We start from the raw sequence: 21,460 nt of genomic DNA on the forward strand, positions 1-21,460 counted from the left end.
GAGGAAGTCCTCCGGGAACGTCGCGGTGTGAAGTTCTTTCGGGTGGACGCCGACACCGTCGGAGTCGCCGACCCGGACTTGATCGAGAAACTGCTCGGGAGCAGATCGGCGCATGAATTCGAGCGGCCGACTTTCAAACCGCTGCAGGGAAGATCAATTGCCCGCGCGGAGGCGGCCGAGGTGATGCAGGCGCTCTCGCGGGACGTCCGGGATGCTTTGCAAGGGCCGGATGTGGATTCCGTGGATCTTTCCGGAAACTGGCCGCACGCGGGCCACGCCTATCTTCGTGATCTGCTTTTCCGTCCCGATCCGTGGCGGCTGCGCGTGCTCACGGATCGCCGACTGGAGGCGGTGCCCGTACTGGCTCGCGCGGCGGTCCGAACGAGCGCCGCACTGCCCGGCGTGCCCGACCCGGACGCGCCGATGTCGCAACTCGCGGCGCTGACCGCCGCGGCGGCCGCCGATCCGGAGCAGCGGCACTACGCGTTGGGCCTGTATCGACGGGTTGCGGCCCCGGTGTGCCTGGGCGTGTCCGCGCTGGTCGCCAACGCGCTCTGGCTCGGCTCGCCGTTCGACGCCGACGCGTCGAACCGGCACATCGTGCTGGAGTCCCTGCGCCTGTTGCCCCCGTCGTGGAACATCCTGCGGGTGGCGTCCCCGGAGTTCCCCGCCCTGGACTCCCGGATCGGCCCGGACGACGATGTGCTGCTGCTCCCGCTGCTCAGCCACCGCGACCCCGAACTGTGGGTCGACCCGGACGATTTCCGCCCGGAACGCTGGGTCGACGCGGACGCCGACGAGCACCCGGGATACTTCCCCTTCGGCCATGCCTCGGACCGTTGCCGCGGCCGACACCTGATCATGCCGCTGGCCGAACACCTCCTCGAACGCATCCGCGCCCAGGGCCTCACGGTGAGCCCGCAGCAGACCACGGCCAACGTGCCCCTGGCCGGCCTGCTCGGCGTCACACGCGTGAAGATGACCCGAACTCCGCGCGCCGGCAGGTGAGTTCAGTCGGCGGTCGAGCGTGGACCGGTACCGAGTGGCGGTCGAAAGGGTCCCGTTCGTCGGCGTCGGCGTGCGGTAGACGGCCGGGTGGGCCTTTCGTTCGTGAGCTCGGCCGGGACCGGTTTCGGGTGTGGGCATAGCGCCGGGGGGATGGAAGATTGCTATTACCCGCGGCCGGCGGCCTTGGGGATCCTGGTACCTCCTGGACACCACACGCGAGATAACGCGTGTCTTCGGAAACGAGGAACATTGCGAACAACCAGGATCGTCCCCGCTGTCTTGGCCGCATTGCTCATGGTGCTCACCCTCGGTGCCACGGCCTCCGCCACCGCCGCCCCCGCGAACGCCGCGGTCTCGGACGGGAGTCCGGCGGCCGTGGGTCCCCAGCCGATCATCGGCGGCGGCTACGCGCAGAACGCCCCCTGGGCGGCCCGCCTGTTCTCCGCCGGCCGGCAGACCTGTACCTCGACCATCATCGCGCCCACCTGGATCCTCACCGCGAAACACTGCGTCAGCGGCGGGCAGTTGACGTTCCGCATCGGCAGCCTCGACCAGACCTCGGGCGGCACTGTCGCCAACGGCGCCCAGACCTACACCAGTCCGTCGTCGGACCTCGCCCTGGTCCGGCTGGATCGTTCGGTCTCGGCCACCTACTCCCGGTTGGGCCAGCCCGGTTCGGTGACGGTGGGGCAGAGCGTCCAGGTCTACGGATGGGGCGCGACGTCGCGGTGCGGCCAGGAGATCAACTGCCAGTCGCAGTTCCTCAAGGTCGCGAACGTGACCGTGACCGGCGGTTGCCGCGACGCGTACAACGGTTCCGCGATCTGTGCCCAGCGCGGTAACGGGATCACCGCCGGCGGCGACTCGGGCGGTCCGATGCTGGCGAACGGTGTCCAGGTCGGCGTCGCCTCCACCAGCGACCGTCAGACCACCACCGCGTACACGAACGTGACCGCCTACCGCTCCTGGATCCAATCGATCGCGGGCGTCTGACCCCACGCACCATGCACCACCCGGTCCGAAGCAATCCCGACCGCACCCGACTGCGCCCGATCGTCGTCCTCTCGCCCCCGAGCGAGCGGCCGGCGGTCGGGCGCGCACGTACTTCCGCCCGAAAGGGCGCGTACTGCCCGCCTCGGTCGACGGTGTGCCGTTCCACGACCCGAGGCGCGTGTCTTGGCTTCAACACTCTGTTCAAGGGTTGGGCGGTTGGGCTACGGTCCCGGGCACGGGCATCGGTGCGCGCCGGGGATACGGGTGGGTCGGCGTGCGGATGGAGGCGTCCCATGTCCGGTGTTGTGGGTTTCCGTGCGGTGTTCACCCTCGTTCCGCCGAGGCCGGCGGTCGTGTCGTTTCTGGCCCGGTTGCCGGCCGCGCTGTGTCCGACCGGCACGCTGCTCATGGTTGCGCGTGGCCATCGCCGCGCAGGCGCTGTTCGTGCTGCCGCTGCTCCTGGGCGGCGGCCTGTGGGGGACCGCGGGCACCGTGGCCGTGCTCGGCCTGGCCATCGCCCCGCACCTGATCGCGATCTTCGGTCTCGCCGAACGCGTCGCGCCGATCGAGCGGATGGCCGAGGCGATGACGCTGCTCGGCAGCGGACTGATCATCGGCCAGGGCGCGGCAGCCGTGGCCGCAGGGCAACTCGCGGGCGGGTAGGGGTACACGGCGGCCTTCGGCCTCACCTGCACGGCGGCGGCGGTCGCCGCCCTCGTTGCGGTCACGGTCGTCCGCCGCTCCGCACTCCCCGGCCCCGGGCCCACCACGGGCGTGCTGCCCGGACCGACCACGAGTGAGCCCCCGCCCGCAGGGCACCCGTCGGCGCCGGGCCGCGAGCCCACCCCCGAGCCCACGTCGGCCTCGGGCACCTGACGGGCATCGGCGATCGGGCCCACGAACCCGCCGGGCGCGAATCCCGCCGACCGCATCGCCCGCCCACCGGCTGCCCGCCATCGGGCCACGCCCTCCCGCCCGGGCCACGCCCTCCCGCCCGGGCCACGCCCTCCCGCCCGGGCCGCGCCCTCGCCGGGCCGCGGCCCGGCCGTGCCCCTGCGCCTCGCGCTTGCCGGGTGCCGCCGACTGCCGTGGCCCCGTCGTGGGTGGGCTCAGGGGGATCGGCGGTGGAGGAGGGACATGGCCGCGTTGTGGCCGGGGATGCCGCTCACCCCGCCGCCGCGGCGCGCGCCGGCTCCGCAGAGCAGGATTCGCTCGTGGGCCGTCTCGACACCCCACGCGCCGGGCGGCTCGGTATCCCGTGCGTACGGCCAGGACAGGTCGCGGTGGAAGATGTGCCCGGCGGGCAGTCCGAGTTCGTGCTCCAGGTCCGCCGGCGTGTGCACCTCCAGACACGGGTTGCCGTCGCCGTCGCGCAACAAACAGTCCTCGATCGGCTCGGCGAGCACGCTGTCGACGGAGTCGAGCATCGCGCGCAGCGCCTTCGCCCGGACGCCGTCGTTGTCCTCGGCGAACAACCGCGCCGGCATGTGCAGTCCGAACAACGTCAACGTGTGCACCCCCGCCGCCCGGGCCTGCGGACCGAGGATGGAGGGGTCGGTCAGCGTATGGCAGTACATCTCGCCCGGTGGCAGTGCCGGCAACTCCCGGTTCGCGGCCCGCTGGTACGCCGCCGCGAGCTGCGCATAGCCCTCGTTGACATGGAACGTGCCCGCGAAGGCCCGCCGCGGCTCCGCGAGCGGATCGCGCAGGCGCGGCAGTCGGGCCAGGACCATGTTGACCTTGAGCTGGGACCCCTCCGGCGCGGGCCCGTCGGGAGTCGCGCCCAGGAGCCGGTCCAGGGTGTCGGGCGCGACGGCGGCGAGCACGTGCCCGCCCGTCGCCCGGTACTCCCGGTCGCCGATCGTGTACCGCACCTCGCCGTCGGGATCCACCGAGCCGACCGCCGCCCCGGTGCGCAGGTGCGCACCCGCCGCGCGGGCCGCGTCGGCAAGGGCCGAGGTGACGGCGCCCATGCCACCCACCGGTACGTCCCAGTCGCCCGTTCCGCCGCCGACGACGTGGTAGAGGAAACAGCGGTTCTGCCGCAGCGCGGGGTCGTCCATCGGCGCGAAGGTGCCGATCAGCGCGTCCGTCGCGACCACGCCGCGCACCGTGTCGTCGGCGAACTCCGCCTCGATCAGGCCGGACAGGGGCTGCGCGAACACCGCGTCCCACACCCGGTCGTCGTCCACCAGTCGGCGGAACTCGGCTGCGGAACGCAGCGGTTCGGTCAGGGTGGGAAACACCCGGCCGGCCAGTCGCGCCGTGTCCGCGCCGAGTCGCTCCCACGCGTCGGCCTCGCGGGAGCCCGCGAAGCGGGTCAGTTCGGCGCGGGTGCGTTCGGGGTCGGCGGCGTCGACCAGGAAGCCGCCGGTGCCTACCGGGGTGTACGAGCCGACCCGGCGCCGGCGCAGTTCCAGGGGCAACCCCAGGTCGTTCACGATCTTCCGCGGCAACAGGCTGACCAGGTACGAATACCGGGACAACCGCACGTCGACCCCGGGGAACGGCCGGCAGGACACCGCCGCGCCGCCCACTTCGTCCAGCCGTTCCAATACCAGCACCGACCGGCCCGCCCGGGCCAGATACGCGGCCGCGACCAGGCCGTTGTGGCCGCCCCCGACCACGACGACGTCGAATCTCCCACCGTCACGCACCACATCCGCCTCCGGAATCGGCGACCACGGACCATCGGACAACCACGCACCGGCAGCGTATGCACTCGGCGACACGGCCGGTACACCCGACGGTTCAGACCCCGAATCGTTCGCCGAACGCCACCCGGTCGATCGCGTCGGGTGCACGATCCGGGACCGCGAAGACCACTCTCTCGAACGCGCCGGCCAACGCGCCGCCCGTACCGAGCCGCTCGTGGAACGCCGCCGCGACGTCGCGTGGGTCGTTGCGGAACACCCCACATCCCCAGCCCCCGGTACCAACTGCCGCGCGCCATGCAGGCGGGCCACGCTCGGCACCCGCCCCGCGCGCCGACCCAACGTCTCCCGGATGCGCCGCCGCGCGCCCGGGTCGCGGCGCAGGACCTCGCCCGCGTTGGGCGCGGCGCAGGCGAGGAAGGACACCCGAGCCGGCTCGCCGAGCAACCGACCCCACTCGTCGCGATGCACGGGGACGTCGGGGGACCACAGGACTCGGTCGCTGTAGAACGGGTCGGCGGCGCGGTGGGCGGCGTGGAAGTCGGGGGCCGCGAGGAGGCAGGGATACAACAGGGCGTTGCGGCAGAGGTCCTCCTCCTGCGCCCGGGCTCCGCGCAGGTAGCCGCCGCCCGGGTTGCGCGCGGACGCGAAGTTCAACACCGCGACCGGTCCGCCTCCCGCCGAGAACAGGCGCCGCGCGGCCTGGAGGCTGTTCTCGACGGTGACCTGAAGGACGTCGCATGCCCGACGCCCGCAGGATGCGACTCGATCGGCCCGTCCGGCGGATGGCCCACCGTGCCCGAGATCGCCGCCCGCAGCGCGGGTCCCACCACGACCGTGCCCTCGGGTGTCGAATACTCGCCCACCGCGACGATGCGCGCGTCGGCCCCCGCGATCTCTCGCAATGCGTTGCTCACACGCCCGTACGGTATGAGCGGTCCGCTCCGCGCTCAAGCGCATATGCGCCGTCGGCAGCCGGCGTTGCGGGCGACGGTCTTCGTGCGGATGCACACATCTTCGAGGTGTCGCTCGTGCCGGCGGCCATGATCCGGCCGTGCGGTCGCGGCAATACTGAGGGGCGCCCGGGAAGTCGGCTCACTCGTTACCCGAAGAGGCTCCGTATGCAGGTCGATCTCGTTGTCCGTGCAGGTTCCCTCGTCGACGGGAGCGGATCGCCCGCGTTCGACGGCGATCTCGCCGTCGACGCCGGACGGGTGGTCGCGGTCGGGGACGTCGGCGACGCCCGGGGCCGGGACGAGATCGACGCGCGGGGCTGCGTGGTCTGCCCCGGCTTCGTCAACGTGCTGAGCCACGCCTACTTCTCCCTCCAGCACGATCCCCGCGGCCTGTCCGATCTCCATCAGGGGGTCACCACGCAGATCTTCGGTGAAGGCGTCTCGCTCGGCCCGGTCACCGGCGCGATGACCGAGGGCATGATCGAACTCGGCCCGTCGGCCGAGGGCACCCGCCGTTCCTGGCCGCGACTGCGCGCGTTCCTGGAGCAGCTCGAAGCCCGCGGCGTCGGTCAGAACGTGGCCAGCTTCGTGGGGGCGGACAACCTCCGGATGTCGGTCGCCGGACTCGACGACCGCCGGCTGGACGCCGACGACCTGGCCGGTGCCTGTGCCCTGCTCGAACAGGAACTGGCGGACGGTGCCCTGGGCGTGGGCTCGGCCCTGATCTACCCGCCCGGCAGCTACGCCGATACGGACGAACTCATCGCCTACGCCCACGTGTTGGCCCGCCACGACGCGCTGTACATCTCGCACCTGCGGAACGAGGGCGACCGCCTCCTGGAGGGCGTCGAGGAACTGCTCGACATCGCCCGGGCCACCGGCGCGCGCGCCGAGATCTACCACCTCAAGACCGCCGGCCGGGAAAACTGGCACAAGATGCCCGCGGTCCTGGACCGGATCGAGGCCGCCCGGGCCGCCGGCGTCGAGGTGACCGCCGACATCTACCCCTATATCGCCGGTAGCACCCTGCTGTCGGCCGCGATCCCGCCGCCCTTCCACCTCGGCGGCCCGAAGGCGCTCCGGCAGCGCCTCGGCGACCCCGAGAGCCGGGCGCGGATCGTGGACGCGGTGCGCGAGGGTGGTGACTGGGAGAGCCTGTGGCGGATGAGCGGCGGCGCCGAGGGCATCGTGATCCTGTCGAATCACCCGGACATCGGCGTTCCCACCGGCTCGACGATCGCGGACGTCGCCAAGGCCCGGGGCGACGCCGACCCGATCACCACGATGCTGGACATCGTGCTCGCGGAGCCGCACGCCGACGCCGCGTACTTCATCGGCAACGAGGACAACATCCGACTCGCCTTCGCCCGGGAGTGGGTGTCGGTGGGCTCGGACTCGGACGCGCCGGCGATCGACGAGCGCTTCGCCGACCACCCGGTGCACCCCCGGGCCTACGGCACCTTCGCCCGGGTGCTGGGCCGCTATGCGCGCGCCGAGGGGATCGTCTCCCTGGAGGAGGCGGTACGCCGGATGACCGGCCTGCCGGCGACCACGCTGCGGCTGCGCGATCGAGGTGTGTTGCGGGTCGGCGCGCACGCCGACGTGGCGATCTTCGCGCCCGACGACTTCGTGGACACGGCGACCTACGCGAACCCGGCGAGCTACGCCGTCGGCATGCGGCACGTCCTGGTCAACGGCACCCCCGCGCTGCGCGACGGCCGGCCCACCGGCGCCCTGGCCGGTCGAGCCCTGCGCCGCGACGTGTCCTGACGAGGCCGTCGCGACCAGGATCCGGCCCGCTCAACGCGGCAGGCGGATGGCGAACACCGAACCCACACCGGGCGTGCTGCGCACCGTGACCGAACCGCCGTGCGCCCGCGCCAGCCGATGCACGATCGCCAGGCCGAGCCCGCTGCCGCCGGTGCGCCGGTTGCGCGACTTGTCCGCCCGCCAGAACCGGTCGAAGACGTGCGGCAGGTCCGCCGCCGCGATGCCGATGCCGGTGTCGCTCACCTCGAACACGATCTCCGACCCGTCCCGGTAGGCGTGCACGGTCACCGTCCCGCCGTCCGAGGTGTGCCGCACCGCGTTGGACACCAGGTTGCCCACCATCTGGCGCAGCCGGACCGGATCGGCCGACATCCGCAGGTCGGTGTCGGCGCGCAGGACCAGTTCCACGCCCTGCGCGCCGGCCCGGGCCAGATGCGCCGCCACCACCTGCTCGGCGACCTCGTGCGGCGACACCGACTCCGGCCGCAGACCGAGCCGACCCGCGTCGGCCTCGGCGAGGTCCTGGAGATCGTCGATCACGTGTTGCAGCAACAACGCCTCCTCCAACAGCGAGGAGGTCAACGCCCGGTCCGGCACCGCGACCCCGTCCTCGACCGCCTCCAGCCAGCCGCGGATGTTGCTCAGCGGCGTGCGCAACTCGTGCGCCACGTCGCCGACCATCTCCTTGCGCTGCTCCTCCAGCCGGAGCCGATGCTCGGACATGTCGTTGAACGCCTCCGCGAGCCGGCCGATCTCGTGGTTCGCGGGCAGGTTCACCCGCGTCGCGTCGTCACCGTCGCGCATCCGCAGGGCCGCGTCGGTGAGTGCGGTCAACGGCCGGATCAGCCGGGCGGCGACCACGCCGGTGACCGCCGCGGTGAGCAGCAGGATCAACGCGGCGACGCCGGCGATGCGTACGGTGTCGGCTCGGCTCAGGTCGAACACCGGGGCGGTGGAGCCGTCGTGGTCGCCCACGAACAGCAGTGTCGCGGGCACCACGTAGGGGGTGAGCTGCTCGCGGCGGGCGGTGTCCACGCACGCGGCGACGTCCCGGGCGACCACGGGCGAGGCGTCCTTGTCCCAGGTCAGGTCGATGCCGAGGGTGAGCGGCGCGATGCGCTTGCGGGTCAGGCAGGCCGCGAACAGGCCGTTGAGTTCGTCCAGCGCCTTGTGCTCGGTCGCGGTCGGCACGGTCGGTCGGTCGAGGCCGCACGACTGGGCGACGGCGTTGTTCGAGGCCCGGCCGGCGCCGCCCGGACGATCGCCGGCGGCATCGGACGTCACGCTCGGGGACTGCGGGCCGGCCGAGCCCGCCGCGCTCGCGGGCATGGGGAGCGGACCCGGCTCCGTCGGGAGCACGCCGGGGCCGGTGGCGTCGCCGGCCGTGTCGGGCTCCCCCACGATCGTGACGACCGAGCGCCCGTTCGGCCGCTGGGTGAGGTCGCCGGAGCGGCCCGCCGTACGCAGGCACCGCAGCGCCGTGTCGGCCTCCCGGCGCGACTGCGCCCGTTCGGCGTCGGTGAGCCGGAAGGGCCCCACCGCCTCCGGGTCGATCCGGTCGGATCCGGTGGTGGGCACCAGGGTCGCGTCGACCGCGAGCGGGTCCACGACGGCCGACGGGCGGCGGAACGCCGGTGGCGACCCCCGTCCCGCGTCCGAGTCGGCGATCGGCGCGCCCTCGCGGGTGGTCAGCGCGATCCGGCGGCCGGTGTCCCGGGACAACTCGCGCAGGATCGGGTCGATACCGGTCCACTGCGCGTGGGTCGCCGCGTAGGTCGACAAGGTGCGGTAGATCCGGGTGTCGTCGGCCAGGACCCGGCTCTGGCCCTCGCGGATGGCCCCCTCGGTGGTCTGCGCGGCCAGCCACGCGGTGGCCGCCACCGCGCACGCCGCGACCAGGATCGAGGAGGCGAGCAGCCGGACGAGCAGACTCCGGTGCAGCGGGACCCTACGCGCCACCGTCGTGCTCCCTGCGGGCGGGCACGCTCGGCTCGCCGATCTTGTAGCCGACGCCGAACACCGTCACCAGATACACCGGGCGTCGCGGGTCGGTCTCGATCTTCCGGCGCAGGTTCATGACGTGCACGTCGACCGTGCGGGTGGTCACGTACCGGTCGAACCCGTGCGCCTGTTCGAGCAACTGTTGCCGGCTGTACACCCGACCGGGCTCGGTGACCAGCGCCTCCAGGATCCGGAACTCGCCGGGCGTGCAGTCCACCCGGCGCCCGTCCACGGTCACCTCGTGGCGCACCGGGTCCACCGAGAGCGCGCCGACCCGCAGGACCGGGTCGGGCGGACCGGTCGGGCGCCCGCTGCGGCGCAGCAGCGTGCGCACCCGGGCCATCAGCTCGCGCGGGCTGTACGGCTTGGTCAGGTAGTCGTCCGCCCCCAGGTCCAGACCGAGCAGCAGGTCGTCCTCGGTCGAGCGCGCGGTGAGCATCAGGATCGGCAGCTCGCTCTCCCGGCGCAGGATGCGCGTGACGTCCAGACCGTCGACGCGCGGCATCATCACGTCCAGGATCAGCAGGTCGGGCCGCTTCGTGCGGGCCGCGTCCAGCGCGTCCCGTCCGTCGTGCACGACGGTGACCAGGTGCCCCTCACGCTCCAGGTAGAGGCGGATCAGTCCGGCCTGCTTCTCGTCGTCCTCGGCCACCAACACGTGCGCACACATGACGCCGATGCTAGGTGCCCCGACCTGGTCGGATCGCCATCGGGCCCAGGTCGTCCCGGTTCCGATGCGGTCCTGACCGCGACCTGACAGGTTCCTGACATCCGGGCGGCAACATCACGGCCATGCCTCGAATGCATCCGTTCCTCCCATCCGCCCGCCGCAGCCGTTCGGCCGGCCTGTCCGGCGTCGCGCTGGCCGCTCTGCTCGTGCTGACGGCATGTGGCGCCGACGACTCCGGGAAGTCCTCGTCCCAGGTCGCCTCGCTGCCCACGGCCGACGCGGCGGCCAAGGACCGGCCGGCCGCGCCCGGTACGCCCGGCGGCCGGGCCGCCGCGCCGCCCGCCACGAAAGCCGACGCGTCCCAGCCGTCGACCGCCGGCCGACCGAAGCGCCGGCTGGACATGTCGGAGGAGGAGGAGAAGCGCATGTGGAACACCTACGAGGCGTGTCTGGTCGACAAGGGCGTGGACATCCGGCAGACCGGCTCGGTGGAGGGCGAGATCGCGCGCACCAAGAGGTTCGCGCGCGAGTTCAAGGAGTGCGAGATCAAGTTGCCGGAGATGGTCCCGGAGATGGACCCCAAGCAGAACCCGAAGTACGACGACGACATGCGCGAGTGGGTCAAGTGCATGAACGCGAGGGGTCTGAAGGTCAAGGTCGTCTCCGACGGATGGACCTACACGGGCGATTCCACGTTGAGCTTCGAACAGCAGCGCAAGGTCGAACGGGACTGCAAGATGGAGGCGTTCGGTGGCAAGCGCTGACCGGGACGGCGCCGGCACCGTCGAATTGCGCGAGCCGCGGCGCGCGCGGGGGCGGGGGCGGGGGCGGCGGATCGTCCCGGTCGTCGTCGTGGTGCTGGTCCTGGGCGCGGGCGCCGCGTTCGCCGTCACCGCTCGCGGCGGCGGATCGTCGGATGCCGCGAAGCAGTCGGCGGGCGTCGCGACGGCCGCGGTGACCAGGACCGACCTGTCGGATGCCCGCGATCTGCCGGGCACGCTGGGCTTCGGGACCGAACAGCCGCTCAAGGCCGGCCGCAAGGGCATCGTGACATGGCTGCCCAAGAGCGGGGAAACGATCACCCGCGGCAAGGCGCTGTATCGCCTCGACGACCGGCCGGTCTCGCTCTTCTACGGGACGACCCCGATGTTCCGCGTGCTGGGCAGGGCGGCCGGGGACACGGCGAGTGGCGGCACGGACGGCAAGTCGGATGCCGGGAAGTCGGATGCCGGGAAGGCCGATACCGGGCAGACGGACCCCAAGCAGTCCGATCCCAAGCAGTCCGCCTCCGGACAGGGCGGCGCCAAGCAGGACACCGGCAGGACGGACACCGGCAAGAAGGACGTCGCCAAGCCCCCGCAGGGCCGCGACGTGCGGATGGTCGCGGACAACCTCAAGGCTCTCGGCTACGATGTCGGCAGCCAACCCGCCAGCCTGCCGGCGGGCGAGGCGACCTGGACGCCCGCGCTGTCCGCGGCGGTCAAGAAGTGGCAGAAGGCACTCGGGGCCGCGCAGACCGGGGTCCTGGAGGTCGGCGATGTCACCGTGCTGTCCGGCGAGATCCGGGTGGGCGCGCTGTCCGCCGGGCTCGGTGACGACCCGTCCGGCGCGCCGGTGATGACCGTAACGCCGACCGCCAAGGCGGTCGGTGTGCCCGTTGCCGCCACCGACATCGGCTCGATCGCGGTGGACACCTCGGTGACGGTCGTACTCCCGGACAACACCGAGGCCGCCGGCACCGTGTCCGCGATCGGCCGCAGCACCGAGCGCAAGGACGCCGTCGAGGGCGCGACGGATGTCGGCGGGGCGAAGATGATGGTGACCGTCACCCTCGACGATTCCGCCGCGGTGAAGAACCTCGACGCCGCCGCCGTCCGGGTGCGCTTCGTCTCCGAGACCCGCAAGGGTGTCCTGACGGTGCCGATCGGCGCGTTGCTCGCCCTGCGCGAGGGCGGGTACGCCGTACAACTGCCCGCCGGCCGGCTGATCGCGGTCAGGACCGGCCTGTTCGTCAAGGGCATGGTCGAGGTCGAGGGCAGCGGCCTGGAGCCCGGCACGCGGGTGGTGACCACGTCGTGAGCCCCGTCCTGGAGGTCGTGCACGCGAGCAAGGCGTATCCGGGCGGCGTCAAGGCCCTGGACGACGTATCGCTCGCCATCGCCGCCGGCGAACTCGTGGGCATCGTCGGCCCGTCCGGCTCGGGCAAGTCCACCCTGCTCAACCTGATGGGCACGTTGGACACCCCGACCGGGGGCACGGTGTCGATCCTGGGTCACGACGTCGGCGCGCTGTCGGATCGCCGGCTCTCCGCACTGCGCGGACGCCTGCTCGGCTTCGTGTTCCAACAGTTCCACCTCACCGACGGCCTCACCGCCGCGGAGAACGTGGCAACCGGGCTGCTGTACGCGGGAGTTCCGCGTCGCCGTCGGCTGCCGCTCGCGATGGAGGCACTCGGCCGGGTCGGACTGGCCGGCCGGGCCGGACATCGGCCCCACGAACTCTCCGGCGGCGAGCGCCAACGCGTCGCGATCGCACGGGCGTTGGTCAACGCACCCGCCCTGGTCCTGGCCGACGAGCCGACCGGCGCCCTGGACACGGCCAACGGGCAGGCGGTGCTGGAGTTGTTGCATCGATTGAACGACGAGGGAGCCACCATCGCGATCATCACGCACGACCGGGACATCGCCGCGGGGCTGCCGCGCCGAGTGGAGATCCGCGACGGCCGCCTGGTCGCCGACAGCGGGCGCCCGGCGACCGAAGTGCCGCAGGAGCGGGGGACGTCCGCGGGATTCGCGGCGTACGAGGGGGCCGACTACGCGGCCGCCACGACACCCGTGCCGGTCGCGGGTCTCGGCGGTTGCCCGTGAGCCGCCGGGCCCGCTCGGCGCGGGCCGCCGACGCGAGCGACCCGACCCGACCCGTGCGGCTGGCTCCGGCCGACATCCTGTGGCTCGGCCTGCTCGGCATCCGCACACGCAGGATGCGCGCGGCGCTGTCCGCCCTGGGCATCTCGATCGGCATCGCGACGATGATCATCGTGATCGGGATCCCGGCGTCGAGCCAGAAGGCGTTGATGAACGAACTCGCCGCGCTGGGCACGGACACCCTGCGCGCCGAACCGCAACCGGACCAGAAGCCCCCGGTGCTGCTGCCCGAGGCCGCCGACGCGATGGCCGCCCGGATCGGCCCGGTCACCCTTACCAGCGCGGTCGCGAACACCCATGCGGTGGTGCGCCGTTCGGACCGGGTCGACCCGAACGACAGCTCGGGTCTCGCGGTGTTGGCGAGCCGACCCAATCTCCTGGACGCCATCCACGGCAAGGTGCGGTCCGGGCGCTTCCTCGACGCGGTCACCGAACGTTTCCCGACCGTCGTACTCGGCCACGAGGCCGGTCTCCGGCTCGGCTTCGACACGTCGACGCCGGGTCAGGCGCCACCCCAGGTGATCATCGGCAACCGCTGGTTCACCGTCGTCGGCGTGCTCGCACCCGCCCCGCTGGCCCCCGACATCGATCGTGCGGTCCTGGTCGGCTGGGAATCCGCGCGCACGAACCTGGGCTTCGACGGCCATCCCACCGTCGTCTACGTACGCACCGCCGAATCGGCCGTCGAGTCGGTCCGCGCGGTGCTGGCGCAGACCGTCCACCCCGCGCTGCCCGGTCTGGTCCAGGTCAGCCGCCCCTCCGACGTGCTGGCCGCAAAGCGCGCGACCGAGGACACCTTCTCCGCGCTGTTCCTGGGGCTGGCCGGCGTCGCCCTGCTGGTCGGTGGCATCGGGGTGGCCAACACGATGTTCATCTCGGTCCTGGAACGCCGAAAGGAGATCGGCCTGCGCCGCGCCCTGGGCGCCAATCGTGGCCAGATCCGCAGCCAGTTCCTCACCGAGTCCATCGCCCTGTCCACCCTCGGCGGCCTGGCCGGCACCGCCCTGGGCGTGGCCGCGACCCTCGGCTACGCCTGGTTCCGACACTGGCCCGCGGTGGTCTCGCCGGCCTCCGTCGTCGCGGGCTTCGGCGGCGCGATCCTGGTGGGCATGGTCGCCGGTGTGCACCCCTCGATCCGCGCGTCCCGACTGACCCCGACGCAGGCGCTGGCCGGCACCTGAGCGGCCGCACCCGGAAGCCGGGACCGTGCCCCGCCTTCGGAAGTCGGGCGCGGCCCCCGGCCGATCGGCGAGGCCGGCGCCCTCACGGGGTGACCGGCACGCCCGGATCGACCAGGCCGTTGCCTCCCGTGACCGTGTTGTCGGCGGTGACCGTGATCGGGCAACCGGCGCCGTACGCCGGGGCGTGGATCGCGAGCCGGTCGAGGCCGGTCGCACCGGTCAGGTCGGCGTGGTTCGCGTGGAAGACGGTGCCACAACCCCAGCCCGGGGCCTGGGTGTGCACCTCGAAGCCGTTGTTGGTGGTGTTTCGGCCGGTGTTGTGCTCGATCAGGTAGCCGTTGCCCTTCACGTCGACCCACGAGTCGTCGTAGTTGTTGCCGGTCAGGCCGGTGCCGTCGAACGTGTTGTCGGCGACCCGGCCGCCGGTGGTGCCCTCCTTCAGGTCCACCCCCTCGCCGCGCACCCCGGGGCCGATCACGTTGCGCAGGATCTGTACCCGGTCGCTGTGGTCGGAAAGATTGTTGGCGGTGCCGACGTACACCCCCTCGCCCATCCCGCGGTTGTCCCGGCCGGTGTCCAGGATGCGCGAGTCGACGATCGCGCCGTCGCTGCTGGAGTTGCGGAAGTGCACGCCCTCCATCGTGAGTTCGTGCACCGTGACGGAGTCGACCAGCACCCCGCGGGCGGCGTCGATCATGATGCCCTTCTGGGCGTGGGTGAGGGTGATGCCGCGCACGGTCCAGTAGGAGGCGCCGTTGAGGTACAGCGCGTTGCCGCCGCCGGTGTTGGTGCGCAGCACCGCGTTCGCCGAGCCGGTCAGGGTGATCCGGGCATCGGCGCGACCGGCCCGTGTCGTTTGGAAGTTGCCCGTGTAGGTGCCGTCGGCGAGGCGAATGGTGTCGCCGGGGACGGCCGCGCCCAGTGCGGCCTTGAGTTGCGCCGACGTGGAGACGAGCACGACCGACGCGGACGCGGGTGAGGGGCCTGCCTCGGCTCGGGCGAACGGGGCGCAGGCGAGCGCGGCGGCCACGGTGGTCACCAGGGCGAGTGACAGGGTGCGGATGCGCATGGGAGAGCCTTCCGTCGACGCGGGGTCGGGACGGGCACGTGGCATCCAGCGTGCGGCATGGGGGCACAAAGGTCTAGACCAACAATCTCCCTATCCGTCACCTGTGCCCGCCGGTTCGACGCCGCACCGGATTCCGCTGCGGGCGGACAAGGGGGAAAGCGGGAGGGGGGCGGCCTACCATGAGGCATGGCCGAGACCGCCCCACCGCTTTCGCCCCGTACCGACGACGACCGGCACGCCGCGCCGACCTCCGCGTCCGCACCGGCCCCGGCGCCCGTGCCCGCAGTGGCGCCGACCCCCGTACCGACCCGCGATCCCGCGCTCGCGCCCGGATCGCGCCGGTCGACCGCGCCGAGTCGATCGGCCGCACCGAGCCGGTCGGCCGCGCCGAGTCGCGAGCCGTTGTGGCGGGATCTGCTCGGCGAGAGCCTGCGCTCGCTTCGCCACGCCCGCGGCGAGACGCTCGTCGAGACGGCGGGCCGCGCCGGCGTTTCGCCGCAATACCTCTCCGAGGTGGAGCGCGGTATCAAGGAACCGTCGAGCGAGATGATCGCGGCGATGGCCGGCGCCCTCGGCGTCACCCTGGTCGATCTGACCCTCGCGGTCAGCGAGAACCTGAAGAGCCGCCGCCCGGAGGCTCGTTCGACCGCGGTCGGCCGCACCGTGTTCGCCCTGGCGGCCTGACCGCCCGATCGCAGGCGGTGGTGGCGCGCCGATCCGGGCGCGTCACCGCTCTTCGAGCACGACGTCGACGAGTCCGTACTCCTGCGCCCCCGTCGCGGTGAAGACCCGGTCGTGATCGGTGTCCGCCCGCAGGGTGGTCGTGCTCTGGCCGGTGTGCCGGGAGAGGATCCGTTCGATGTCCGAGCGCACCCGCACCACCTCGTCCGCCTGCAGGATCAGGTCCGGGATGGTGCCGCGTCCCTGCGCGGCGGGCTGGTGCAGCACGACCCGGGCGTGGGGCAGCGCGGCGCGCTTGCCGGGGGCGCCCGCGGCGAGCAGCACGGCCCCCACCGCGACGGCCTGCCCGACACACGTGGTGGCGATCTCCGAACGCACGTAGCGCATCGTGTCGTACACCGCCAGCATGGCGCTGGGGTCGCCGCCCTCGCAGTTGATGTAGAACTGGATCTCCTGCTCGTGGTTGTCCGCCTCCAGGAACAACAACTGGGCCACGAGCGCGTTGGCGACACCCGCGTCGATGGCCGTGCCCAGGTAGACGACGCGCTCCGCGAGCAGGTGCGAATACACGTCCATGATGCGTTCGCCGCGGGAGTCGCGGGTGATGACGTTCGGAATGGCGTAGGTACTCATCACAGGGCTCCCCGGAATCCGGCACTCTTGGCGGTTCGGCGAGCACCGCGCGGGGCGATCTCGTCGAACTCCTGGACGATCGCATCGATGAAGCCGTAGTCGAGGGCCTCCTGCGCGGTGTACCAGCGGTCGTGCAGGGAGTCCTCGAAGATGCGTTCGATGGGTTGGCCGGTGTCCTCCGCGATCAGACCGAGCACCGTGTCCCGGGTGTGCCGGAGGTCGTTGGCCTGCAACTCGATGTCGACGGCGGTCCCGCCGATGCCGGCCGAGCCCTGGTGCATGAGCACTCGCGAGTGCGGCAGCGCCCGGCGCTTTCCCGGTGCGCCCGAGGAGAGCAGGAACTGGCCCGCGCTGTAGGCGATGCCGAAGACGAGGGTGGACACGTCGCACGGGACGAGCCGCATGACGTCGCGGATCGCGAGCATCGCGGGCACCGAACCGCCGGGCGAGTGGATCCACAACGCGATGTCCGCGGCGGGGTCCTCGGTCGCCAGGGCGAGCAGTTGGGTGGTGAGCATCGTGCCGTTGTCGTCGTCCAACGGACCGTCGAGGAGCAGAACGCGCTGCCCGTACAGCTCGCGCCGCATGTGTTCCTGGAACAGCGGGGGTTTCGTGTCATCGCTCATGGTGCAACCTTGCGCCGCCGGGCCCGACGACACCCAGCGGATCTGCCCAGAGCGGATCCGCTGTGGGCAGATCCGCTGTGGGCGGATTCGCGTGTGCGGATCAGCGTGCGTCGGACGGGGCGGACCGGCGGCGCCGCAGGTGGTGTCTGCGGCTCGGGACGACGTCCGGGTGCCGTTCGGGGACCGGAGGCCGGCCGCCGAGGGGTTCGCCGACCGGGCCACGACCCGGACCCGGACCCGCCACCGACGTCGGGACGTCGACCAGGGTTTGCGGGGCGAGCCACGGGAGCGCCGTCGGGGGCGGGACGCACGCGGCGAGCACCGCGACGATCCCGCGGCACGCGCGCGGGAACGCGCCACCGCGCCGGGCGAGTCGGTCGGTGAGGCGACGGGCGAGCGCGCCGGTCGACCCGGCGGCGGCCACGGACACCGCGTACAAGGGGAGAGCGGCGACGACCCCGTCGAGGTCGAACTCGGCCTGCGCCAACCGGGCCAGGCCGATGTAGCCGAACGCGTGGAGGGCGCCCGACCATTGCGATCCGCGGGCGGCCAACGGCGGCTGCTCGTCGACCGGTTGCGGCTGCCCGCCGGGGGCGTGCGCCACCTGCGGGACCCTCGGGTCGGCGGCGGGGGAAATCTCGGGCATGTCGCTCCAAGGGGGCGTCGGGTCGTGCCGAGGATTGGCTTGCGATCCCCATCGTGGGCGGCCTCGCGCTCGCCCGACAAGGTCGTCCCGCTGCCCGGGCGAAGTCGTTCATGCAGGTCAGGACGGGTCCGATGCGAACCGGTAACAGGCTGGGCACGCATACCGACAGGTGCGATGCGCAGCGCGAACAGCGCTGTTAGCGTTTCGGAATGAACCCCGGAGAGCGCACCGCCGTCGAGGGTGTCGACCGTGACGCCCTCAGGCCCGGCGACGAACGTATTCGGCACCGCGTCGACGACATCGACGACGTGGGGCAGTTGATGCGATACGCGCTCGCCGCCCAGTTGGCCCGCCTGGAGCGGTACGGGATTTCACAGAACGCCGTGGCGCGTGGAACGGGCAGCGCGCCGGCGAAGATCACCGGCAGCCTGCGCGGCCCGACCACGAACGCGGTGTCCCCGAGCCGGGCGACGAGTCGCGAACCGGTGGCGCTGACCGGCGATTGGCTGCGCAACCTGGACCGGACCCTGGTCGCACTGGCCCCCGACACCGAATCTCTGGGCGGCCTGAACTCGCTCGGCATCCGGCTGCGCGGACTCGCCCGCAACGACAACCTGCCGGCACACCTGCCGGCCGGGTGGACGTGGGAGATCCTGCAGGACGACGCGGACACCGAATTCGCCGTGCTGGTCCAGGCGTCGGCCCTGCTGTCCCTGTTCATGCCGGTCGAGCACGCCAGACGTTCGTCCTCGGAGTTGCGGCAGAAGTACAAGAAGAAGATCCATGCGATCGCCGAACGACTCGCGTTGATCGGCGGCGCCCCGCCCACACCACGCAACATCGACGCACTGGTATTGCTGGGCAGCCTCACCAAGTACGCCTACGACGCCGATCTCGGCGACCTGATCGGCGACGCCCTGCGCACCTCGCCGCTGGGCTTTCGACACTGGCGGGTGCTCACCCAACTGGTCCACCTGTGCGAGGACAACCTCAGCTCCAGCTCGCATCTCAAGGGGTGGGTGATCCGGTTGCTGACCGACGCCGAGGAACTGCGGCGCCGGAGCGTGTGCCCGGGACGTTCGCTGGACCTGGAACTGGCCGTGGTGATTCCCCGATCGTGGTCACCGCCCGAGGACGACTGGGTGCGCGAGCTGCTGATCGCGCGCGCGACCGACCCGGGGTCGACGATCAGGGAACGCGGAACCGCCGCACTGGGACTGTGGCAACGCACGCTCGTGCAGAACCCGTTACACCGCAGCGACGACGCGCAGGCGCGTTGTGTGGGTGCGGTCGAGAGCGAACTGCGGGAGTTGGTGCGGTGGTTCCGGGCACAGGCGGCGGGTGCGCGAACGGCGGGGGGCCTGCGCTGGACGGCGGCCACCCTCGAAGCCGTCCTCGACGCCGGCACGCCGGTCTGCAACACGTGGCCGACCCCCGACCCCGAGGACGAATCCTGGTTCGCCGTCGTGCGGGCCGCCGCCGACTCGCTGGACTCGCAGGAGATCCCCGAGCGCATTCGGCAACCCACCAAGGCCCTGTTCCTGCACCTGCTCCTGCAAAACGCCGTGGTGCAACGGCGGCGGGCCGTCGACACGCTGCTGTCGGGCGGGTGGACCGGCGCGATCGTGCACGCGTTGGAACACGTGCTCGAACACGAGAAGGAACAGTCCTGGTTGCGGGTACGGGCGCTGTTCGCCATCGGCTTCCTCCAGCGCCGGGACAACACCGTGGCGCGGATCCTGGTCCAGGCGGGCAAGGAGGCGTACGCCGCACTGGCGGCCGGACCGACGGACGCCCGGATCACCGAGCTGCACGCCGTGCTGTTCGCCATCGGCGACTGTTTCGGCGCCGGCTTCGGTGCCCGGGATCGCGGCAACCTCAAAACCGTCCGCACCGGAACGGCCGTGATCCTGCGCGAACTTGCCATCGGCGACCTGACCAGGGGCGACGAGCGGTACTACCCGGTGTCGCGCGCACTGGCCTATCTGCTGACCTTCACCGCCCAGGACCGCCGGGCCGGGCGAACGGACGCGTCCGAGGAACTCCTGGAGGCCATGCGCGACCACCCGGACGAGGTGACCCGCGAGTTCTGCGAGTGGGCCCTGCAATACCGGTTCGGCCCGGACGGCCGGGTGCGCTCGCTGCTGCACGCGGCCGACACCGACACCTGACGCCGCGCCCGACGACGGCGCGCCGACACGCAGACCCGTGGACTCGCCGACGTTCGGCCGCCGATCGTGGCCGGCGTCGGGGCCATACGGGTGGACCTGCCGGGCGGTGTTCGTGCGGTGTGCGGCCGGGACCGGGGCGACGGGTGATCTTGGTCGGACCGGATCCCCCACTCTCGGAAGAGACATCCCGCCATGCGTCGTGCCCCTGCGTGTCGCCTCGCCACCGTCCTGTTCGTCCTCTCCGCCCTGGTCCCGTTCACCCTGACCGTGCCCTCGGCCCAGGCCGGCCCGCCGACCACCGCCGTGATCACCGCCGATCCGCCCGACGACTGCCCACCCGACGGCCTGGACCCCGCGCTGGTGGCCCGCCTCGACGAGGCGATCGAGAAGACCCGCCAGGTGGCCGGCGTTCCCGGAGTGACCGTCGGCCTGTGGCTGCCCGGCCGGGGCAGTTACGTGCGATCGACCGGGGTGGCCGACAAGGCGACCGGCGCGCCGATGACGCCCGATCTCAACATGCGGATCGGCAGCGAGACCAAGACCTTCACCGTCACCGCCCTGCTGGAACTGGTCGACGACGGCCTGATCGGGCTGGACGATCCGATCTCCGCCTACCTCGACGGTGTTCCCGACGGCGAGCACATCACCATCCGGCAACTGGCGGAGATGCGCAGCGGTCTGTTCTCGTACACCGCCGACCCGGACTTCGTGAACGCGCTGCTGTCCGACCCGACCCGCCCGTTCACCCCCGAGGAACTGTTGGCCTACGGCTTTCGGCACCCGAACGTCTTCGCCCCGGGTGCGCGGTTCCAGTACTCCAACACCAACACCGTGCTGCTCGGTCTGGTCGTGGAGAAGCTCGGCCGCATGCCGCTCGCCGACTTCGTCCACAAGCGCGTCACCGGGCCGGCCCGCCTGCACCACACGCTGTTCCCCAGGGGCGCCGAGTTCCCCGAGCCGCACGCGCACGGGTACACGGACCAGACGTTGAGCGGCGACGTCGCCGACGCGACCGACTGGAACCCGAGCTGGGGCTGGGCGGCCGGCGCGATGATCTCCGACCTGCACGACCTGCGCCGCTGGGCCAAGGTGGTCGCCACCGGCACCCTGCTCTCGCCGGCCACCCAGGCGGAACGGGAGAAGTTCGTGCCGGTCCCCGGCTTCGACGGCGCCGGGTACGGCCTGGGTCTGTTCCGCACCCACGGTTGGGTCGGGCACAACGGGTCGTTGCCGGGCTATGAGAGTGTGACGATGTACCTGCCCGAACAGGACGCCACGATGGTGATCCTGCTCAACACCGACATCCTGCACGAGGGCAACGAGCCGAGCACGCTGTTCGCCGAGGCGATCACCTCGATCGTGACCCCGGACAACGTCTACCAACTCCCGGCCGAGGGCTGACCGGACGCCCCCTGCGGCGTCGGGTGGCGGCGAGCCGTGAGCCGTCGACGGGCGGGACGGCGGCGCGGTGCGGGCG

The 21,460-nt window shown here is 72.1% G+C and carries 19 protein-coding genes and 1 pseudogene; 11 read left to right on the forward strand and 9 right to left on the reverse strand.

Translation table 11 applies throughout. From position 1 onward, the window contains the following. The 3 genes from ACFXMF_RS36490 to ACFXMF_RS36500 form a co-directional block, all read left to right on the forward strand. Positions 1-1,008, forward strand: a 1,008-nt coding sequence (locus tag ACFXMF_RS36490) for a cytochrome P450 (RefSeq protein WP_380020993.1), incomplete at its 5' end; no start/stop codon positions are given. 249 nt (positions 1,009-1,257) lie between these two features. Then, positions 1,258-2,001: a trypsin-like serine protease gene (locus ACFXMF_RS36495; RefSeq protein ID WP_360311538.1), complete on the forward strand. Its 744-nt coding sequence runs from the start codon at positions 1,258-1,260 to the stop codon at positions 1,999-2,001. A gap of 411 nt (positions 2,002-2,412) precedes the next feature. Next, complete coding sequence (locus tag ACFXMF_RS36500; RefSeq protein ID WP_379989803.1) at positions 2,413-2,664, forward strand: hypothetical protein; 252 nt, start codon at positions 2,413-2,415, stop codon at positions 2,662-2,664. 446 nt (positions 2,665-3,110) lie between these two features. On the opposite strand, the gene ACFXMF_RS36505 is transcribed toward ACFXMF_RS36500, so the two are convergent. The 3 genes and pseudogenes from ACFXMF_RS36505 to ACFXMF_RS36515 form a co-directional block, all read right to left on the reverse strand. Continuing rightward, on the reverse strand, positions 3,111-4,658 hold the full coding sequence (locus ACFXMF_RS36505) for a phytoene desaturase family protein (protein ID WP_379989809.1): 1,548 nt from the start codon (positions 4,656-4,658) through the stop codon (positions 3,111-3,113). A gap of 94 nt (positions 4,659-4,752) precedes the next feature. After that, positions 4,753-4,914: a hypothetical protein gene (locus ACFXMF_RS36510; RefSeq protein ID WP_379989810.1), complete on the reverse strand. Its 162-nt coding sequence runs from the start codon at positions 4,912-4,914 to the stop codon at positions 4,753-4,755. Between the two features lie 56 nt (positions 4,915-4,970). Next, positions 4,971-5,615: pseudogene (locus ACFXMF_RS36515) on the reverse strand (TIGR02452 family protein); the annotation flags it as partial. 161 nt (positions 5,616-5,776) lie between these two features. On the opposite strand from ACFXMF_RS36515, the gene ACFXMF_RS36520 reads away from it, so the two are divergent. After that, positions 5,777-7,381, forward strand: a complete 1,605-nt coding sequence (locus tag ACFXMF_RS36520; RefSeq protein ID WP_379989802.1) for an amidohydrolase family protein — start codon at positions 5,777-5,779, stop codon at positions 7,379-7,381. A 30-nt stretch (positions 7,382-7,411) separates the two neighbouring features. On the opposite strand, the gene ACFXMF_RS36525 is transcribed toward ACFXMF_RS36520, so the two are convergent. Then, entirely contained in the window at positions 7,412-9,340 is a 1,929-nt protein-coding gene (locus ACFXMF_RS36525) for an ATP-binding protein (RefSeq protein WP_379989801.1), read from the reverse strand. Continuing rightward, positions 9,330-10,052, reverse strand: coding sequence for a response regulator transcription factor (locus tag ACFXMF_RS36530; protein ID WP_360311532.1), 723 nt, complete (start codon positions 10,050-10,052; stop codon positions 9,330-9,332). The genes ACFXMF_RS36525 and ACFXMF_RS36530 overlap by 11 nt, the downstream gene beginning before the upstream one ends. 122 nt (positions 10,053-10,174) lie before the next feature. On the opposite strand from ACFXMF_RS36530, the gene ACFXMF_RS36535 reads away from it, so the two are divergent. Genes ACFXMF_RS36535 through ACFXMF_RS36550 form a run of 4 tightly spaced genes read left to right on the forward strand, consistent with a single transcriptional unit; the run spans position 10,175 to position 14,157 of the window. Continuing rightward, on the forward strand, positions 10,175-10,816 hold the full coding sequence (locus ACFXMF_RS36535) for a hypothetical protein (RefSeq protein ID WP_360311530.1): 642 nt from the start codon (positions 10,175-10,177) through the stop codon (positions 10,814-10,816). Next, positions 10,803-12,131, forward strand: a complete 1,329-nt coding sequence (locus ACFXMF_RS36540) for a hypothetical protein (RefSeq protein ID WP_379991845.1) — start codon at positions 10,803-10,805, stop codon at positions 12,129-12,131. The genes ACFXMF_RS36535 and ACFXMF_RS36540 overlap by 14 nt, the downstream gene beginning before the upstream one ends. Then, entirely contained in the window at positions 12,128-12,919 is a 792-nt protein-coding gene (locus ACFXMF_RS36545) for an ABC transporter ATP-binding protein (RefSeq protein WP_379991847.1), read from the forward strand. Before ACFXMF_RS36540 ends, ACFXMF_RS36545 begins: the two co-directional genes overlap by 4 nt. Next, entirely contained in the window at positions 12,916-14,157 is a 1,242-nt protein-coding gene (locus ACFXMF_RS36550) for an ABC transporter permease (RefSeq protein WP_379991848.1), read from the forward strand. Before ACFXMF_RS36545 ends, ACFXMF_RS36550 begins: the two co-directional genes overlap by 4 nt. Before the next feature lie 82 nt (positions 14,158-14,239). Here the strand turns inward: ACFXMF_RS36550 and ACFXMF_RS36555 are convergent, their stop codons facing one another. Beyond that, entirely contained in the window at positions 14,240-15,226 is a 987-nt protein-coding gene (locus tag ACFXMF_RS36555) for a right-handed parallel beta-helix repeat-containing protein (protein ID WP_379991849.1), read from the reverse strand. Positions 15,227-15,412: 186 nt separating this feature from the next. On the opposite strand from ACFXMF_RS36555, the gene ACFXMF_RS36560 reads away from it, so the two are divergent. Next, positions 15,413-15,910, forward strand: a complete 498-nt coding sequence (locus ACFXMF_RS36560) for a helix-turn-helix transcriptional regulator (protein ID WP_360311520.1) — start codon at positions 15,413-15,415, stop codon at positions 15,908-15,910. A gap of 42 nt (positions 15,911-15,952) precedes the next feature. Here ACFXMF_RS36560 and ACFXMF_RS36565 read toward each other — a convergent pair whose 3' ends face one another. From ACFXMF_RS36565 to ACFXMF_RS36575, 3 genes are all read right to left on the reverse strand, one after another. Continuing rightward, a complete protein-coding gene (locus ACFXMF_RS36565; protein ID WP_360311518.1) occupies positions 15,953-16,540 on the reverse strand; it encodes an ATP-dependent Clp protease proteolytic subunit in 588 nt (195 codons plus the stop codon). Continuing rightward, positions 16,540-17,166: an ATP-dependent Clp protease proteolytic subunit gene (locus ACFXMF_RS36570; RefSeq protein WP_360311516.1), complete on the reverse strand. Its 627-nt coding sequence runs from the start codon at positions 17,164-17,166 to the stop codon at positions 16,540-16,542. Before ACFXMF_RS36570 ends, ACFXMF_RS36565 begins: the two co-directional genes overlap by 1 nt. 100 nt (positions 17,167-17,266) lie before the next feature. Then, on the reverse strand, positions 17,267-17,812 hold the full coding sequence (locus tag ACFXMF_RS36575; RefSeq protein ID WP_379991850.1) for a hypothetical protein: 546 nt from the start codon (positions 17,810-17,812) through the stop codon (positions 17,267-17,269). Between the two features lie 209 nt (positions 17,813-18,021). On the opposite strand from ACFXMF_RS36575, the gene ACFXMF_RS36580 reads away from it, so the two are divergent. Both ACFXMF_RS36580 and ACFXMF_RS36585 read left to right on the forward strand, forming a co-directional pair. Further along, on the forward strand, positions 18,022-19,983 hold the full coding sequence (locus tag ACFXMF_RS36580; protein WP_379991851.1) for a hypothetical protein: 1,962 nt from the start codon (positions 18,022-18,024) through the stop codon (positions 19,981-19,983). A 192-nt stretch (positions 19,984-20,175) separates the two neighbouring features. Then, positions 20,176-21,384 carry a serine hydrolase domain-containing protein gene (locus ACFXMF_RS36585; protein ID WP_379991852.1) on the forward strand — a complete coding sequence of 403 codons (1,209 nt, stop codon included), beginning with the start codon at positions 20,176-20,178 and terminating at the stop codon, positions 21,382-21,384. Positions 21,385-21,460: the final 76 nt, after the last annotated feature.

This window comes from Embleya sp. NPDC059213 (assembly GCF_042754445.1).
Classification (GTDB): domain Bacteria; phylum Actinomycetota; class Actinomycetes; order Streptomycetales; family Streptomycetaceae; genus Embleya.